Origin of the sequence: Allobosea sp. ASV33 (genome assembly GCF_016428755.1) — a bacterium.
Taxonomy (GTDB): domain Bacteria; phylum Pseudomonadota; class Alphaproteobacteria; order Rhizobiales; family Beijerinckiaceae; genus Allobosea.
Window position 1 is genome coordinate 34374 of the sequence record NZ_JAELTI010000013.1, and the last position, 16745, is coordinate 51118.

Consider the following 16745-nt stretch of genomic DNA (forward strand, 5'->3'; position numbering starts at 1 on the left):
GGGACGACCATGGCCGATATCAGCCTCGAAGCCGTCACAGGCAAGCTCAACCGGGTCGGCTACGACACCTTCCTGCAGGCGCTGCGGCAGGCGAAGGGGGCGGGGAACCGCAATGTCGAGCTGGCGCATTGGCTGCTGCAGATCCTGCAGGGCACCAGCAACGACCTGACCCTGACGGCCGACCATTACAAGCTCGACCGCGCCAAGATGCTGATGGAGCTCGGCGGCGTGGTTGAGGGCTTCCGCCGCAACGAGACGGAGATGCCGGGCATCGCCAACCACATCGTCGATATCCTCGACCGTGGCTGGCACTACGCGACGCTGTTCTTCGGAGAGACGCAGATCAGGACCGGCCATCTCCTGGTCGCGGCGCTGAAATCGACCGAACTGCGCCGGGTGCTGAGCGGGCTCTCCAAGGAATTCTCCAAGATCCCGGTCGAGGAACTCGCCGCAGGTTACGGCAAGATCTGGGAAAGTTCGGAAGAAGAGAACCTCCGGCCGATGGACGGCTCGGGCTTGCGCGCGGCGGGCACGCCCGGCGCCGAGCAGGCGGAGGGGGCGAAGGGCACGACCGCGCTCGACCGTTTCTCGCAGGATCTCACCGTCAAGGCTCGCTCCGGCACGATGGACCCGATCCTCGGCCGCGACGACGAGATCCGGCAGGTCATCGACGTGCTGATGCGGCGGCGCCAGAACAACCCGATCCTCACCGGCGAGGCCGGCGTCGGCAAGACCGCGATTGCGGAAGGCTTCGCCCAGCGCGTCGCGTCCGGCGATGTGCCGCCACCGCTCCGGGGCGTGCGGGTCTGCGCGCTCGATATCGGCCTGATGCAGGCCGGCGCCTCGATGAAGGGCGAGTTCGAGCAGCGGCTGCGCTCGGTGATCGACGAGGTGCAATCCTCGCCGACACCGGTGATCCTGTTCATCGACGAGGCGCATACGCTGATCGGCGCCGGCGGGCAGGCCGGCACAGGCGACGCCGCCAACCTCCTGAAGCCGGCGCTGGCGCGCGGCACGCTCAGGACGATCGCCGCGACGACATGGTCGGAATACCGCCAGTATTTCGAGAAGGACCCGGCCCTGACCCGGCGCTTCCAGCCGGTGCAGGTCGACGAGCCGGACGTGGCGCGCTGCTGCACCATGCTGCGCGGGCTGATCGGGCCGATGGAGAAGCACCACAAGGTCCGCATATCGGATGCGGCGATCGTGGCGGCGGTCTCGCTCTCGCATCGCTACATCCCGGCGCGGCAGCTTCCCGACAAGGCGGTGAGCCTGCTCGACACGGCCTGCGCCCGCGTCGCCATCAGCCAGAGCGCGACCCCGGCCGCGATCGAGGATGCGCGTGTCGCGATTTCCTCGCTGGTGCAGGAGAAGGCGGCGCTGACGGCGGATGCCGATCTCGGCACCGATGCGACCAAGCGCCTCGGCGAGATCGAAGCCGAGATCTCTGAGCGGCAGGAGAAGCTCGCGGCGCTCGAAGGCGCCTGGGCGGGCGAGCTCGCCATCGTCGAGGAGATCAAGACGCTGCGCGCGAAGCTTGGGGAGAAGGCGCCTGGCGGGGAGGCGAAGACGGAAAACGGTAAGCCGGAGGCGAACGAGAACGTAGCCCCTGCGCCTGCTGAAGCGGAGGCCCCGGCCGCCGAACTCGCGGCTGATCCCGAGGATGCGCGCGCCGTGCTCAACGCCAAATTCGCGGCGCTGGGCGAGATCGATCCGGCCAACCGGATGATCTACGCCCATGTCGACGAGCAGTCGGTCGCCTCGGTCGTCTCGGACTGGACCGGCATCCCGGTCGGGCGGATGGTCAAGGACGAGATCGAGACCGTGCTCAACCTTGCCGAGACGCTGAACAAGCGCGTCGTCGGGCAGGGCCATGGCATCGGCATGATCGCCAAGCGCATCGAGACCAACCGCGCCCGGCTCGACAATCCCAACAAGCCGATCGGCGTGTTCATGCTCTGCGGCCCCTCCGGCGTCGGCAAGACGGAGACCGCGCTGGCGCTGGCGGAATCGCTCTATGGCGGCGAGCAGAACGTCATCACCATCAACATGAGCGAATTCCAGGAGGCGCATACCGTCTCGACGCTGAAGGGCGCGCCTCCCGGCTATGTCGGCTATGGCGAGGGTGGCCGGCTGACGGAAGCGGTGCGGCGCAAGCCCTATTCGGTGGTGCTGCTGGACGAGGTCGAGAAGGCGCATCCCGACGTGCACGAGCTGTTCTTCCAGGTCTTCGACAAGGGCCAGATGGAGGACGGGACCGGCCGGCGCATCGACTTCAAGAACACGCTGATCATCCTGACCTCGAATGTCGGCACCGACGAGATCATGAGCCTGTCCGCCAACGGCGCGGCCAAGCCCGATCCCGAGGTGATGGCGGTGAGCCTGCGGCCCGCGCTGCTCAAGGTCTTCCCGCCGGCGCTGATCGGGCGGCTCGTGACCATCCCCTATTATCCGCTGTCCTCTGACATGCTGGCGGGGATCGTCAGGCTCCAGCTCGGGCGCATCGGCAAGCGTCTGGCCGAAAATCACAAGGCGAGCTTCGTCTACGACGATGCCGTGGTCGAACACATCGTCGGGCAGTGCAACGACCCGGATTCGGGCGGGCGCATGATCGACAACATCATCACCAACTCGATGCTGCCGGCGCTATCCCGCGCGATCCTCAACCTGCAACTGGAGAAGAAGCCGCTGACCGAGGCGAAGGTCTCGGTCGAGGACGGCAGCTTCGCCTATCACGTGGCGTGAGCCGCCTTTCCGCAACATCCCAGCGAGGCGAGGGCCCATGGTACCGGATCCGAGCAACCCGACCGATATCGCCAATGGCTCGCCGTCGCCGGCGGACTGGGTCGACCGCTACTGGAACGTGCCGGCGGGCGACACCCTGGTCTCGATCAACAAATACATGATCGGCACCCATAATTCCGATGCGGGGGCGACCAAGCGCAGCCTCGTCCTGCAGGAGGCGGCGAAGCGAAAGCTCAGCGTCGACAAGAAAGCCTTCACCCGCGCTAGCATGGGCAAGGTCAGCCCGGGCGATTGCGAGCATATCCTCAATCTCGCCCTCGACACCGGCAAGGCGACCGAAGACACGATCCAGGCCTGGGCCGACCAGAGCCTCGGCGTCGACTGCACCGGCTTCGTCGTCGCCTATTACAACGAGATGAAGCGGATCAGCATCGACAAGTATTCGGGCGGCGCGGGCTGCCCGTTCCTCGTCGGGGCCGCCAAGGCGGGCAAGCCGCCGGGCCTTCCCAGCGCCCTGATCTGGGATTTCGACGAGATCCGGACCGGCGACATGGTGGTCTGGATGACCGACAAGATGCTGGAAACCCGCAAGCCCGGCCATATCGCGCTGGTGTCCTACACCAATGTCGTGCCGGACGCGCTGCTGATCGCGCATTCCAACGGCGCCAATGACGGCTCCGGCCATTTCGGCCCGAAGCACGGCAGGCTTGGCTGGGACGGGGTCAAGACTAGCAGCAACGGCAAGTACATCCAGGTCGACGGAACCGGCAAGGTGATCGTCGTCAGGCCGCCGGCCTGGATCCCTTGAACGCGCCTAGACCGACGCAGCGTCCTGCATGAAGTCGTCGAGCGCTTCGCTCTCCGCCTTCGACAACCGCAAGCCGAGCTTGCCGCGGCGCCAGAGCACGTCCTGCGCCCGGCGCGCCCATTCCGCCTTCATCAGGTAGCGCACCTCGCGCTCGTAGAGATCGGCGCCGAAATGGCGGCCGAGATCGGCCACGCTCTTCGCGTCGCCGAGGATGTCGCGGGCGCGGGTCCCGTAGGCGCGGACAAGCCGCGTCGCCGTGCGTCGTTCGAGCCAGGGATAGGCAGCAGCAATCTCACCGACCAGCTTGTCGAAGCCGCCGACGGGGAAATCGCCGCCGGGCAGCGCGCCTGCAACCGTCCATTCGGCGCGGGCGGCCCAGGGTGCGAGCGGCGCGAGCTTCGCGATCGCGGCCTCGGCGAGGCGGCGATAGGTGGTGATCTTGCCGCCGAAGACGGAGAGCAACGGCGCTTCGCCTTCGGGCGCATCGAGCGTCAGCACATAGTCGCGCGTCGCTTCCTGCGCCTTGGATGCGCCGTCGTCATAGAGCGGGCGCACGCCCGAATAGGTCCAGACCACCGATTCCGGCGTGACGGGCTGGCGAAAATATTCGCTCGCGGCAGCGCAGAGATAGGCGATCTCGTCCGGCGTCGCGACGACCTCGGCGGGGTCGCCGTGATAGTCGCGGTCGGTCGTGCCGATCAGCGTGAAATCCTGCTCGTAGGGGATCGCGAAAATGATGCGGCCGTCCGCGTTCTGGAAGATGTAGCAGCGGTCGTGCTCGTAGAGTCGGGGCACGACGATATGGCTGCCCTGGACCATGCGGACGCCAGCCTTGGCGTTGGTGTGGATCACGCCGTTCAGGACATCGCCGACCCAGGGGCCGGCGGCGTTGACGAGCGTGCGCGCCCAGATGATCTGCCGGCCTTCCGGGCCGTCGGTGTCGAGCTGCCAGAGCCCGTTCTCGCGCCGTGCCGCGGTGACGCGGGTGCGGGTATGGATCGCGGCGCCGCGGACGGCGGCATCCATCGCGTTCAGCACGACGAGGCGGGCGTCCTCGACCCAGCAATCGGAATATTCGAAGGCCTTGGCCCGGTCGTCCTTCAGCGGCCTGCCGGCGGCGTCATGGGCGAGGTCGAGCGTGCGCGTCGCCGGCAGCAATTTGCGGCCGCCGATATGGTCGTAGAGGAACAGGCCGAGGCGGAGCAGCCAGGCCGGGCGCAGGCCCTTGTGATGTGGCAGCACGAAGCGCAGCGGCCGGATGATATGCGGCGCGATGGCCCAGAGCCGCTCGCGCTCCATCAGCGCCTCGCGCACCAGCCTGAACTTGTAATGCTCGAGATAGCGCAGGCCGCCATGGATCAGCTTGGTCGAGCGCGAGGAGGTGGCGCTGGCGAGATCGTCCTTCTCGAACAGCACGACCGAGGCGCCGCGCCCGGCCGCGTCGCGGGCGATGCCGCAGCCATTGATGCCGCCGCCGATGACGGCGAGGTCGTAGGGCGTGGTGGGGTCGGTGCCAAAGCCGGCTAAGGGCGATGTCGTTTCGGAAGCCATGCGCGTCTTCTGGAAAGGCTGGAAAAGGCTTGAGCGATGGCGCCATCCAATCCCGGCCGAGACCGCGCCACAAGTCTGCTCCTGCGGCCAATTCGAGGATGATGTCAATTCCGGCGGCTTGACGGGGCGTGCCCGAGACCGGCAGACAACCGGACGGGGATGGCGGCGGGATGAGCCAGTCGGACGATCGAGAGCGCGGGAGCCGTTTCCCGGAGCGGGCGGAGGCTGCCCTTCGCATGGTGCTGGAATATTCCGGCGCTGCGATCCTCGCCGCCCTGTTTCTCGTGGTCATGGCGGCGGTTCTCCAGCGCTATCTGTTCGGCGGCGGCTTCGTCTGGTCCGACGAACTCGCGATCTGGCTGAATCTGGCGCTGATCGCGGTCGGCGCGCCCCTCGCCGTTACCGGGACGCTGGCGATGCGGCTCGATGTGCTGGTGCGCCTGTTGCCGGCGCTGCCGCGCCGGATCGCGGCCGTGTTCGCGGATGCGATCGCTTTCCAGGGAGCCATGGTGTTGGCGGCTGGCGGGGCAAGCGTCGCCGGGCATGTCGGAGGGCATTCCACCGTGCTCGGACTGCCGGAAGCCTTGCGCTTCGCCGTCTTCGCCTGCGGCGGCGGGCTGACCATTCTGGCGCTGTTCCTGCGGGCCGGGCAGGAGCGGGGCTGGGCGGGCGCCGTCGCGGCACTCGTTCTCGGCGCATGCCTCTACGCGCTGGCGCAGCTCGCCTTCGATCTGTTTCCGACGCCGAGCTTGGTTGCCGCGCTCGTCGCGGGGGCGGGGCTGCTGCTCGGCGCGCCGTTGCCCTTCGCCCTCTTGGCCGGAGTTTCGCTGACGGGCCCGTTCGGCGGGCTGATGCCGGAGCCGGCGATCGTGCAGACCATGGTCGGTGGCGTCGGCAAGTTCCTGCTGCTGGCGATTCCGTTCTTCCTGCTGGCCGGCGAATTGCTGACCGAAGGCGGGCTCGCCGAGCGCCTGATCCGCTTTGCCACGACGCTCGTCGGCCATTGGCGGGCGGGGCTGGCACAGACGGCGCTGGTCGCGAGCGTGCTGTTCTCCGGGGCCTCCGGCTCGTCTGTGGCCAACGCCGCCTTCGGGGCCAAGGTGATGGCGCCGACTTTGGTGGCGCGCGGCTATCCGCCAGCGAACGCGGCGGCGATCGTCGCCGGCGTCTCGATGCTCGACAACATCATCCCGCCGTCGATCGCCTTCCTGATCCTGGCGAGCGCGACCAATCTCTCGGTCGGCTCTCTGCTGGTCGGCGGTTTCGTCGCGGGCGGCGTGCTGGCGCTGGCGCTGGCCGTCGGCATCCATCTCAGTGCTCGCGGCGTCGTCGATGCGGCGCCGAAGGCGAGCATGGCCGAGCGGGGCAGGGCGCTGATCGGCGCCATTCCCGCGATCGGGCTCGGCATCGTCGTGGTGGTCGGCATCCGTTTCGGCGTGGTGACGGTGACGGAGGCCTCGGCGCTCGCCGTCGCTTATGCCGCGGTCACCTGTCTCGCGCTGCGCAGCCTGGACGGGCACGGCGTCCTGGCGGCCCTGCGGAAATCGGCTGCCGAGGCGGCAGCGATCGGCCTGCTGATCGGAGCCTCGGCGCCCTTCGCCTTCCTGCTCGCGGTCGATCGCGTCTCCGAGCAGATGGCCGGGCTCGTCACGGCGTTCGGCGCCGGGCCCTATGCAGTGATGCTGCTCGCCAATCTCGTGCTGCTGGTCGCCGGGGTCTTTCTCGATATCGGCGCGGCGATCCTGCTGCTGGCGCCGCTGCTGCTGCCGGTCGCGGTGGCTGCGGGGCTCGATCCGATCCAGTTCGGCGTGGTGCTGGTCGTCAACCTGATGATCCATGGGCTGACGCCGCCGCTCGGCATCCTCGTCTATGTCGTCAGCGGCATCACGCGCGTGCCGGCGGGCGCGGTTTTCCGGGCCGTCCTGCCGCTGCTCGGCGTATTGCTGGTCGCCCTCATGGTGCTGTCGCTGGGCATGGCTGCGTGGCCCGCGCTTGCGCCGGGGCTCAAGGCGCTGTTCTGATGCGCCTTCCTTCGCCCGGCGCCCGCGCCGTTCCACCGCCTACGCCGTGAGCCGGCCCGGACTTCGATATGATCTTCACCGACATCGCGACGCGGACCTACAACCACGGTTGGCGGCTCGACCCGATCATCCGCAGCCTGCTCGACACGGATTTCTACAAGCTCCTGATGCTGCAGATGATCCGGGCCTTCCATCCGGACGTGCAGGTCACCTTCTCGCTGATCAACCGCTCGAAGCATATCCGGCTGGCGGACATCGTCGACGAGGGCGAGCTCAGGGCGCAGCTCGACCATGCCCGCTCGCTGCGCTTCACCAAGAACGAACTGATCTGGCTCGCCGGCAACAGCTTTTACGGCAAGACGCAGATGTTCTCGCCGGATTTCATGGCCTGGCTCGCCGATTTCCAGTTGCCCGACTACGACCTGCGCAAGGTCGACGGCCAGTACGAGCTGCATTTCGAGGGACCCTGGACCCACAGCACGATGTGGGAGGTGCCGGCGCTGGCGATCGTCAACGAGCTGCGGGCAAGGCGCGTCATGCTCGGCCAGAAGCGCTTCTCGCTCGACGTGCTCTATGCTCGCGCCAAGGCCAAGATGTGGGACAAGGTCGAGCGGCTGCAGAAGCTGCCCAACCTCAAGCTCTCCGATTTCGGCACGCGGCGGCGCCATGGCCATCTCTGGCAGCGCTGGTGCGTCGAGGCGCTGAAGGAAGGGCTGGGCTCGGCCTTCACCGGCACTTCGAACGTGCTGCTCGCGATGGATGCCGATCTGGAAGCGATCGGCACCAATGCGCATGAACTGCCGATGGTGCTGGCGGCGCTTGCCGATTCGGACGAGGAATTGCTGCGCGCGCCCTATCGGGTGCTCGACGAGTGGCGCCAGGTCTATGGCGGCAACCTCTTGATCGCGCTGCCGGACGCCTTCGGTTCGCAGAGCTTCCTGCGCCATGCGCCGGACTGGGTCGCCGACTGGACGGGCTTCCGCCCCGACAGCGCGCCGCCGATCCCGGCCGGCGAGACGATCATGGCCTGGTGGCGCGAGCATGGGCGCGACCCGCGCGACAAGATGCTGGTCTTCTCCGACGGGCTCGATGTCGACGCGATCGAGCGCGTCTACCACCATTTCGACGGCAAGGTCCGCATGGCCTTCGGCTGGGGCACGGACCTGACAAACGACCTCGTCGGCTGCTCTCCGGACGGTTCGCGCGCGCTCGATCCGATCTCGCTGGTCTGCAAGGTCACCAAGGCGAATGGACGCCCGGCGGTGAAGCTCTCCGACAACCCAGAGAAGGTCTCGGGCGATCCGGAAGCGGTGAAGCGCTATCGGCGGGTGTTCGGGATCTGATCGGCATCCGACCGGACGGGCCGGTACTCCGGCTCGTCAGCGCTGAAGGCCCAGGAACGGAAACGGCTTCGCGGGCATGAAACGCTCGGTGGCATCGCCGGCATAGACATGGTCCTGGTCAGGGCCGAGATCGAGCTTGCGGGTGCCGGCCGCCGCAAACTCGATCTTCTTAAGGTCGACCCAGAAAGTGTTCGGCGTCAGCGCCGATTCGAAGAAATAGAGCTTGCGGGCGTGGTCGACGACGGTGCGCCAGCGCGTCGACGAGATATTGGGCTCTTCCGGCGTGTTCAGTCCGAACGGCACCGAGACGTTGCGGATCACGCTGAAGACGCTAGCGACGGCCCGGTTCGGGTCGTCGAATTTCGGGATAGCGTTCGCATAAAAGGAGGCGCGGGCGAAACGGTCTGCCGCCCGGTTCGTGCCGGGTAACATCACCGTGCCACCGATCTGTTTCCAGTAGGCGTCGAGGGCGAGCTGCTGGTCGAAGATCGGCGAGTTGGTCATCACCTGATATTGCCGGCCGTGGTGGATGACCTGCTTGCCGCCGATATATTCGACGATCGCGCTGTCGCCGGTCGCGTCCGATAGCGAGAGATGGAGCGTTGCCAGACGGGTCTCGCCGGGGACCGCGTCGGTGACGATTGTGAACGGCTCCTGGCGCAGCGCTTCCACGGCCTCGGCCACCGTGCCGAAATTGTCCAGCGCATATTGCGCCCAGGCGGCGATGGTCAGGCCCGGCTTCGCGCCGGCCTCGAATTTCGGATACTCCGATTCCACGAGCCAGAGCACATTGGCCGAAAGCCCGGCTTCGTTGACGCCGTCCGTGGTCGAGATGTCATAGCCCGAGGCGATGACGCTGCCGTATTTCGCGGTCCAGCGGATCGAGTTCGGGCCGGCTTCGCCGGTGCGCTCAACGCCGCGCGGCATGATCCAGAGATTGGTCGCGACATCGCTTTTCCAATCCATCGAGCGCGCCGTGATGACGCGGCCCTCGGCCCCGAAATAGACGAAGCGCGTGCAGGCCTGTGCCGCCTCGCCGGCCAGGACGGTGCCCGCTATGGCAAGTGCTGCCAGGTGATGCCGTGCGGGGCGGGTGTTTCGGGGCATCGCTCGACCTCCGATCTGCGGCGTTCTCGAAGCGCGGGAGACCGCGCCTTGACGGCCTTCCATGACCAATCTTGCATCCCCGCGCAAAAACCCCTAATGCGACCCGCGTTTCTAGGCCCGAAGGGCCGCCTTCGAGGACAAGGGTGTCATGGCCAAAGAGAAATTCGCTCGCAACAAGCCGCACTGCAACATTGGAACGATTGGTCACGTCGACCATGGCAAGACGTCTTTGACGGCTGCGATCACGAAGGTTCTGGCTGAGTCTGGCGGCGCGTCGTTCACGGCGTATGACCAGATCGACAAGGCGCCGGAAGAGAAGGCCCGCGGCATCACGATCTCGACCGCGCATGTCGAGTACGAGACCCCGGCCCGCCACTACGCTCACGTCGACTGCCCCGGCCACGCCGACTACGTGAAGAACATGATCACGGGTGCTGCGCAGATGGACGGCGCGATCCTGGTGGTGTCGGCTGCCGACGGCCCGATGCCGCAGACCCGCGAGCACATCCTGCTGGCGCGCCAGGTCGGCGTTCCCGCGTTGGTGGTGTTCATGAACAAGGTCGACCTGGTCGACGACGCCGAGCTGCTCGAGCTCGTCGAGATGGAGATCCGCGAGCTCCTCTCGAAGTACGACTTCCCGGGCGACGACATCCCGATCACCAAGGGCTCGGCCAAGGCCGCCCTCGACAACGTCACGCCGGAAATCGGCCATGACGCGGTGATCGCGCTGATGAAGACGGTCGACGACTACATCCCGCAGCCGGAGCGTCCGATCGACCAGCCGTTCCTGATGCCGGTCGAGGACGTGTTCTCGATCTCGGGCCGCGGCACGGTGGTGACCGGCCGCGTCGAGCGCGGCATCGTCAAGGTCGGCGAGGAAATCGAGATCGTCGGCCTGAAGGACACCGTGAAGACGACCGTCACGGGCGTCGAGATGTTCCGCAAGCTGCTCGACCAGGGCCAGGCCGGCGACAACATCGGCGCGCTGCTGCGCGGCACGAAGCGTGAGGACGTCGAGCGCGGCCAGGTGCTGTGCAAGCCGGGTTCGGTGAAGCCGCACACGAAGTTCAAGGCCGAGGCCTACATCCTGACGAAGGAAGAGGGTGGCCGTCACACGCCGTTCTTCACCAACTACCGCCCGCAGTTCTACTTCCGCACGACGGACGTGACCGGCGTGGTCTCGCTGCCGGAAGGCACGGAGATGGTGATGCCGGGCGACAACATCTCGATGGAGGTGACGCTGATCGCCCCGATCGCGATGGAAGAGAAGCTGCGCTTCGCCATCCGCGAAGGCGGCCGCACCGTCGGCGCCGGCGTCGTCGCCAGCATCATCGCCTGATCGTCCTGCACGATTTGGTTTGGAAAGGGCGGTGGCGACACCGCCCTTTTTCTTTTTGCGACGGCTTTTCGGAGCCATGCCGTGAACGCAGAGGCGGCCAAGGCCAACTGAGCTGCTCGGGCTGTGCATTCCATGCTCTCAATCGCTGCGAGAGAGCGGACCAGCCGCTCCCGTTGCGGAGGAGCCAGTCCATGCCGTTCAAGCCGCCGTTTCCAGGCATCCATTCGATCGTCTTTGCGCTGTTCGACGACCATGAACGGCTCGACCGGGCGGCGATGCGCAAGCAGACTGAGATCAGCCTCGCTCTCGACGTGCACGGCATGGCTGCGCTCGGGCTCGCCACCGAAGTCTCGAAGCTGAGCTTCATCGAGCGCTGCACCGTGATGGAATGGATGGCGGAGGATGTGGCGGGCAGGAAGCCGCTCGCCTTCACGATCTTCGGCTCCTCGGTGGCGGAGCAGGCCGCGCTGGTGAAGGTCGCGGAAAAGAACGGCGCCGACTGGGTGATTCTACAGCCGCCGATGGTAGGCAGTTTCGGGGTGGCCGAGTATATCAATTTCTTCGGCCGCATCGCCGAGACGACGTCGCTGCCGGTCGCGATCCAGAACGCGCCGGCCTATATGGGCCGCGGCCTGTCGGCGGAGGATATCCGCGAGCTGACGCGGCGCCATCCGAACATCAGCCTGATCAAGGGCGAGGGCTCGGCCATCGAGATCGAGCGCCTGATCGCGGTGACCGAAGGCCGCCTGCCGATTCTCAACGGGCGCGGCGGGCTCGAGCTCATCGATAATTTCCGTGCCGGCTGCGCCGGCATGATCCTGGCGCCGGACACGATCGATTATGCGCTGCGCGCCTATGCCCGCTACAAGGCTGGCGACGAAGCCGGGGCGGATGCCGCCTATCGCGACGTGCTGCCGGCGATCACCTTCATCATGCAATCGATCGAGACGCTGATTTGCTACGGCAAACGCATCTTCGGGGCGCGGGCGGGCATCCCGATCCATGACCGCGGCCCGGCGTTGAGGCCCACCGAATTCGGGCTGAATCTGGTCGCGCGCTATGCGCGGGAGCTCGGCCCCTACAGCAAATGAGGATGATCAGCGATTTCGACTTGAAATGCGCCGCGCCTTGGGGCACATGACGCCCACCTGCAGGGGTATAGCTCAGTTGGTAGAGCGGCGGTCTCCAAAACCGCAGGTCGCGGGTTCGAGCCCTGCTGCCCCTGCCAGTCGTCCCACTGGCGACGTCAAGCCCGGATGCCCAAGCAGGTTGGCGAGGCATCCATGACCCAGAACATCTACGACGACGAGACCTTCTTCGCGGGCTACAGCCAGCTGCCGCGTTCCGTGCACGGCCTGGACGGTGCGCCGGAATGGCCTGTGCTGCGCGGGATGCTGCCGGAACTCGCAAGCAAGCGCGTGCTCGATCTCGGCTGCGGCTTCGGCTGGTTTAGCCGTTTCGCGGCGGGCGAGGGGGCTGCGGGCGTGCTCGGCGTCGATGTCTCCGAGAAGATGCTGGAGCGGGCGCAGCGCGAGACGCCCGATTCCCGCGCCGCTTACGAGCGCGCCGATCTCGAAACCTATGCGCCGCCGGCCGGTGCCTTCGATCTCGCCTATAGCTCGCTCGCTTTCCACTATGTCGAGGACCTCGCCGGGCTGTTCGGGCGGGTTCATGCGGCGCTGAAGCCGGGCGGCTGCCTCGTCTGTTCGGTCGAGCATCCGATCATGACGGCGCCCGCGCGGCAGGAATGGCTCGTCGATGCCGACGGCCGCGCGGCCTGGCCGGTCAACGGCTATCACGACGAGGGCAGGCGGGTCAGCAACTGGCTGGCGGAGGGCGTGGTCAAGCGCCACCGTACCATCGGCACCTATCTCGACCTCTTGCTGGGCGCTGGCTTCCGGCTGGACAGGCTGGTGGAATGGGCGCCGAGCCCTGAGCAGGTCGCCGACGAGCCGGGCTGGGCGAAGGAGCGCGAACGGCCGTTTTTCCTGCTGATCGCGGCGAGCCGGCACGAGGAGAGAGCTGCCCGAAAGGGGCTTGGCTAAAGGCTGCAAGCGATGTAAGAGGCTAGCCATGACGGCGCGCGACCCTCCCCGGGTCCCGCGCCGCGAATGTTTCAGGACGGCCGAATCGGCATCGCGCAGGGGCGCGGGCCGGATCGGAACCCGAGGTGGTTCATGGCGAAATCCAATCCCTTCCAGTTCCTGCAGGATGTGCGCTCCGAGGCGTCCAAGGTCACCTGGCCTTCGCGCCGCGAGACGCTGATCACCACGGGCCTCGTGCTCGCGATGGTCGTCCTTTCCAGCCTGTTCTTCCTCTTCACCGACACCGTCATTCGCTGGGTGCTCGGTCTCATCCTCGGCGCCCGTTGAACGGAATTACGAACGTGAGCACCCGCTGGTATATCGTCCACGCCTATTCGAACTTCGAGAACAAGGTCGCCCAGTCGATCCGCGATCAGGCGGGGCAGCGCAACCTCGCCGACAAGTTCGAAGAGGTGCTGGTTCCGACCGAGAAGGTCGTCGAGGTCCGCCGCGGCCGCAAGGTCGAGGCCGAGCGCAAGTTCTTCCCGGGCTATGTTCTGGTGAAGTGCGAGATGACCGACGAGGTCTACCACCTCATCAAGAACACGCCGAAGGTCACCGGCTTCCTGGGCGCCGACAAGGCCAAGCCCATGCCGATCCCCGAGAGCGAAGCGATGCGGATCAAGGGCCAGGTCGCCGAGGGCGTCGAGCGGCCGAAGCCGACGATCGTTTTCGAGGTCGGCGAGCAGGTCAAGGTCGCGGACGGACCCTTCGCCTCGTTCAACGGCGTCGTCGAGGATGTCGACCACGCCCGTGCCCGGCTCAAGGTCGCGGTCTCAATCTTCGGCCGCGCTACGCCGGTCGAGCTCGAATACAGCCAGGTCGAGAAGCTCTGAAGCCAGATCAGCCCGAAGCGCGCTTCGGGCTGTTTTCGTTAGGTTAATCGGCTTTTAAGATCACTTGGGCCATGTTCTGCGCGGTCATCCGGCGCAGGGCACCATGTTCCCCAGTTTCTTCAAGGCTACGGTGCGCCAGCGCCTCACGCTCTGGGCATTGATCCTGGGCGTGCTCGCCTGCGTCTTCGGCGCCGCGCAGTTCATCAGCTCGGTCAAGCTCGCCGGTTTCGCCCGCTCGATCACAGCGCAGGCGGGTGCCGCGGCGGCTCTCTCGGATACCGATGCCGCCTATAGCCGCGTGGTCGTGGCGATCGTTTCCGGTCAGGAGCGCGACCATCTCGCCGGCGATATCGAAACCCTGATCGCGGCGATGTCGATCGTTGCCGTCCAGAGCGGGGGCGAGGCTGCGGAGCAGGCGCGTCAGGCGGTGCTCGGCTTGCAGGAACTGGCCAGCAAAAGCGACGCCGAGAAGGCTGTCATGCGGGATGCGTTGCGCAAGGTTGCGACGCATCGCAACGAGTTGCGGGTGAGCCTCAACGGCGCGATTGCCGGCGTCAGCGACGCGCTCGGCACCCATGTCGAAAACTCCCGGCACAACACGCTGCTGCTGGTGACGCTCGGGCTGGTGCTGGTGACCCTCATCATCTCCTTCGAGCATCGCTGGCTGGTACGGCCGATCGCGACCATGGCGACGGCCCTGGGTGCGCCGGGGCAGGATTCCGGCTGGGTCCGCCGGCTCGCGCGCCGCGGCGACGAGATCGGCATGCTCGGCCGGGCGTTGCATGCGCATCTCTCGGACGAGAAGGCGAGGCAGGACGCGGCCGGCAAGCGATTGGCCTCGCTGGCCGGAGAGGTCGAGCGGCAGCAGGCCCTGCGGGTTCGCGGTCAGGCGTTCCAGGACGGGATCGCCCATATCGCCGGCGCGCTGGAAACCCATGCCGCGAGCATGACGGACGCGTCCAACGAATTGTCGCAGCTCTCCGGTTTCGTCGACCAGCATGCCGGTGCGGCCGCGCAGTCGAGCCAACGCGCAGCCGTTCATGTCGACGAGATGTCCTCATCCCTGAATGAAATCGCCGAACTGCTCGCGATCACGGCCGAGGAAGCGCGGCGGGCGTCGGGCATCGCCGGCGGGGCGAAGACACTTGTCGAGGAAGCCGCCGACGACAGCGTCATGCTGCGCGAGGCGGTGGGGTCGATCTCGGCCGTCGTCACGCTGATCAGCAATGTCGCCAACCAGACCAATCTGCTGGCGCTCAATGCGACGATCGAGGCGGCGCGCGCCGGCGAGAGCGGGCGCGGCTTTGCCGTGGTCGCGGCCGAGGTCAAGCAGCTCGCCAACCGGACGGCGGAGGCGACCGGCCATGTCCGGCGCGGACTCGATTCGATCGGCACGGCGGCCGAGCGGATCACGGGGCGCATCGGGGCGCTGGTGACCTCGGTGAACGATGTCGAGACCGCAGCCGATGCCATCGCGGAGCTGGCCCGCCGGCAGGACGAGGCATCGCGCTCGATCAATGCCGGCACCGCCCGGACCGCCGGCGATGTGCGTGGCACGGCCGAGCAGGTCGAGCAGGTCGCCGGCATGTTCGAGGACTGGCGCAGGATGACGGAACGCATGGCCCGCACCTCCGCCGATATCGACGGCCAGGCCGCGGCCCTGCGGCAGGCGGTCGACAGCTTCATGGCCGATACGCAGGGAGCCAGGCAGGCATGACGATGACGGCCGATTCTCCGGCGATCGCGATCGCCCCTGCGCGGCGCATCGACGCGCATGCCTTTCCGCTGGTCGCGAAGGTGCTGCACTGGAGCACGGCGGTCCTCATCTTGGTGATGTTCTGCGTGGGCATCCTGATGAAGGAAATCGGCAGCGGGCCCTGGGCCGACGCGCTGATGACCTTCCACAAGACGGCAGGCTTCGCCTTGCTCCTGCTGGTCATGGGCCGGCTGGCCTATCGCATCGTCCAGCGCCTTGCTGGCCGCTGGTCCCGGAGCGCGGGCGGGCGGGCGGTCCACCGCGTCCTGTATGGGATGCTGGTCGCGATTCCGCTGCTCGGGCTGGCCGGCATCTCGGATTTCGGGGCGCGCGAAATCTATGGCGGGCTGTCGCTCCCGGCGATCTGGCCGAAAGGCGCAGGCTATGCCGATGCGCTGTTCCAGGGGCATGCCATCCTGGCCTTCGGGCTGATCGGGCTCGTCGCGCTGCATATCTGCCTCGCGCTCGACGACTATATCCGGCAAGCTCCGGCGGCCCATCCGAAAGAGCCGGCGAGCACCGAAACCTCTTCCCTTCCGCGTCCGGATATGCCATAGGCCCGGCCTCAACCGCGTGGGAGGCGTGCCGGTCGCCAGCCGGATCACAGGCGCCGCACCACGCACTGCAACCACCCCGGCCCCGATGAAGAGCATCGGCAGGCGGGGTCGTCGTCGTTCCGGATAGGCATCGGAGCGGACGGCAGGAGCAGCCATCATGGCGAAGAAGATCACGGGTTACGTGAAGCTTCAGGTTCCGGCGGGCGCGGCCAATCCGTCGCCGCCGATCGGTCCGGCGCTGGGTCAGCGCGGCCTCAACATCATGGAATTCTGCAAGGCCTTCAACGCGAAGACCCAGCAGATGGAAAAGGGCATGCCGATCCCGGTGATCATCACCGCGTATGCCGATCGCTCCTTCACTTTCGAGATGAAGCAGCCGCCGGTCTCGTACTGGCTGAAGAAGGCCGCCGGCCTGACCTCGGGCTCGAAGACTCCGGGCAAGGGCGGCAATGTCGGCAAGGTCACCACTGCGCAGATCGCCGAGATCGCCGAAAAGAAGATGGCCGATCTCAACTGCGACACCGTCGAATCGGCTTCGGCCATGATCCGTGGCTCGGCCCGCTCGATGGGCCTGGAAGTCGTGGGCTGAGGGGGCGAT

14 protein-coding genes and 1 tRNA gene are annotated in these 16745 nt (G+C 66.9%); 13 read left to right on the forward strand and 2 right to left on the reverse strand.

All coding sequences use genetic code 11. From position 1 onward, the window contains the following. Positions 1–9: 9 nt before the first annotated feature. The gene (gene tssH / locus JHD80_RS06315) at positions 10–2745 is read left to right on the forward strand and encodes a type VI secretion system ATPase TssH (protein WP_199085531.1); all 2736 of its coding nucleotides are present in this window, start codon (positions 10–12) and stop codon (positions 2743–2745) included. A 37-nt stretch (positions 2746–2782) separates the two neighbouring features. Beyond that, positions 2783–3553, forward strand: coding sequence for a hypothetical protein (locus tag JHD80_RS06320; protein ID WP_199085532.1), 771 nt, complete (start codon positions 2783–2785; stop codon positions 3551–3553). Between the two features lie 6 nt (positions 3554–3559). On the opposite strand, the gene glpD is transcribed toward JHD80_RS06320, so the two are convergent. Continuing rightward, entirely contained in the window at positions 3560–5104 is a 1545-nt protein-coding gene (gene glpD / locus JHD80_RS06325; RefSeq protein ID WP_199085533.1) for a glycerol-3-phosphate dehydrogenase, read from the reverse strand. 170 nt (positions 5105–5274) lie between these two features. Here glpD and JHD80_RS06330 point away from each other — a divergent pair, with 170 nt between their 5' ends. After that, entirely contained in the window at positions 5275–7125 is a 1851-nt protein-coding gene (locus JHD80_RS06330) for a TRAP transporter large permease (protein WP_199085534.1), read from the forward strand. A gap of 68 nt (positions 7126–7193) precedes the next feature. After that, on the forward strand, positions 7194–8468 hold the full coding sequence (pncB, locus tag JHD80_RS06335; RefSeq protein ID WP_199085535.1) for a nicotinate phosphoribosyltransferase: 1275 nt from the start codon (positions 7194–7196) through the stop codon (positions 8466–8468). A gap of 36 nt (positions 8469–8504) precedes the next feature. On the opposite strand, the gene JHD80_RS06340 is transcribed toward pncB, so the two are convergent. Next, entirely contained in the window at positions 8505–9575 is a 1071-nt protein-coding gene (locus JHD80_RS06340) for a linear amide C-N hydrolase (protein ID WP_199085536.1), read from the reverse strand. Positions 9576–9723: 148 nt separating this feature from the next. Here JHD80_RS06340 and tuf point away from each other — a divergent pair, with 148 nt between their 5' ends. From tuf to rplK, 9 genes are all read left to right on the forward strand, one after another. Further along, positions 9724–10914 (forward strand): elongation factor Tu, encoded by a 1191-nt coding sequence (gene tuf / locus JHD80_RS06345; RefSeq protein WP_173045788.1) that lies wholly within the window; start codon positions 9724–9726, stop codon positions 10912–10914. Positions 10915–11105: 191 nt separating this feature from the next. Then, positions 11106–12005 (forward strand): dihydrodipicolinate synthase family protein, encoded by a 900-nt coding sequence (locus JHD80_RS06350; protein ID WP_199085537.1) that lies wholly within the window; start codon positions 11106–11108, stop codon positions 12003–12005. Positions 12006–12066: 61 nt separating this feature from the next. Next, positions 12067–12142, forward strand: a tRNA-Trp gene (locus JHD80_RS06355). Between the two features lie 55 nt (positions 12143–12197). Next, on the forward strand, positions 12198–12959 hold the full coding sequence (locus JHD80_RS06360; RefSeq protein WP_199085538.1) for a class I SAM-dependent methyltransferase: 762 nt from the start codon (positions 12198–12200) through the stop codon (positions 12957–12959). Positions 12960–13091: 132 nt separating this feature from the next. Then, entirely contained in the window at positions 13092–13286 is a 195-nt protein-coding gene (secE, locus tag JHD80_RS06365) for a preprotein translocase subunit SecE (RefSeq protein ID WP_199085539.1), read from the forward strand. A gap of 14 nt (positions 13287–13300) precedes the next feature. Next, complete coding sequence (nusG, locus tag JHD80_RS06370) at positions 13301–13834, forward strand: transcription termination/antitermination protein NusG (RefSeq protein WP_199085540.1); 534 nt, start codon at positions 13301–13303, stop codon at positions 13832–13834. A 103-nt stretch (positions 13835–13937) separates the two neighbouring features. Then, on the forward strand, positions 13938–15551 hold the full coding sequence (locus tag JHD80_RS06375; protein ID WP_199085541.1) for a methyl-accepting chemotaxis protein: 1614 nt from the start codon (positions 13938–13940) through the stop codon (positions 15549–15551). Further along, the gene (locus tag JHD80_RS06380) at positions 15548–16147 is read left to right on the forward strand and encodes a cytochrome b (protein ID WP_199085542.1); all 600 of its coding nucleotides are present in this window, start codon (positions 15548–15550) and stop codon (positions 16145–16147) included. Before JHD80_RS06375 ends, JHD80_RS06380 begins: the two co-directional genes overlap by 4 nt. A 157-nt stretch (positions 16148–16304) precedes the next feature. Further along, positions 16305–16736 (forward strand): 50S ribosomal protein L11, encoded by a 432-nt coding sequence (rplK, locus tag JHD80_RS06385; protein ID WP_038358273.1) that lies wholly within the window; start codon positions 16305–16307, stop codon positions 16734–16736. Positions 16737–16745: the final 9 nt, after the last annotated feature.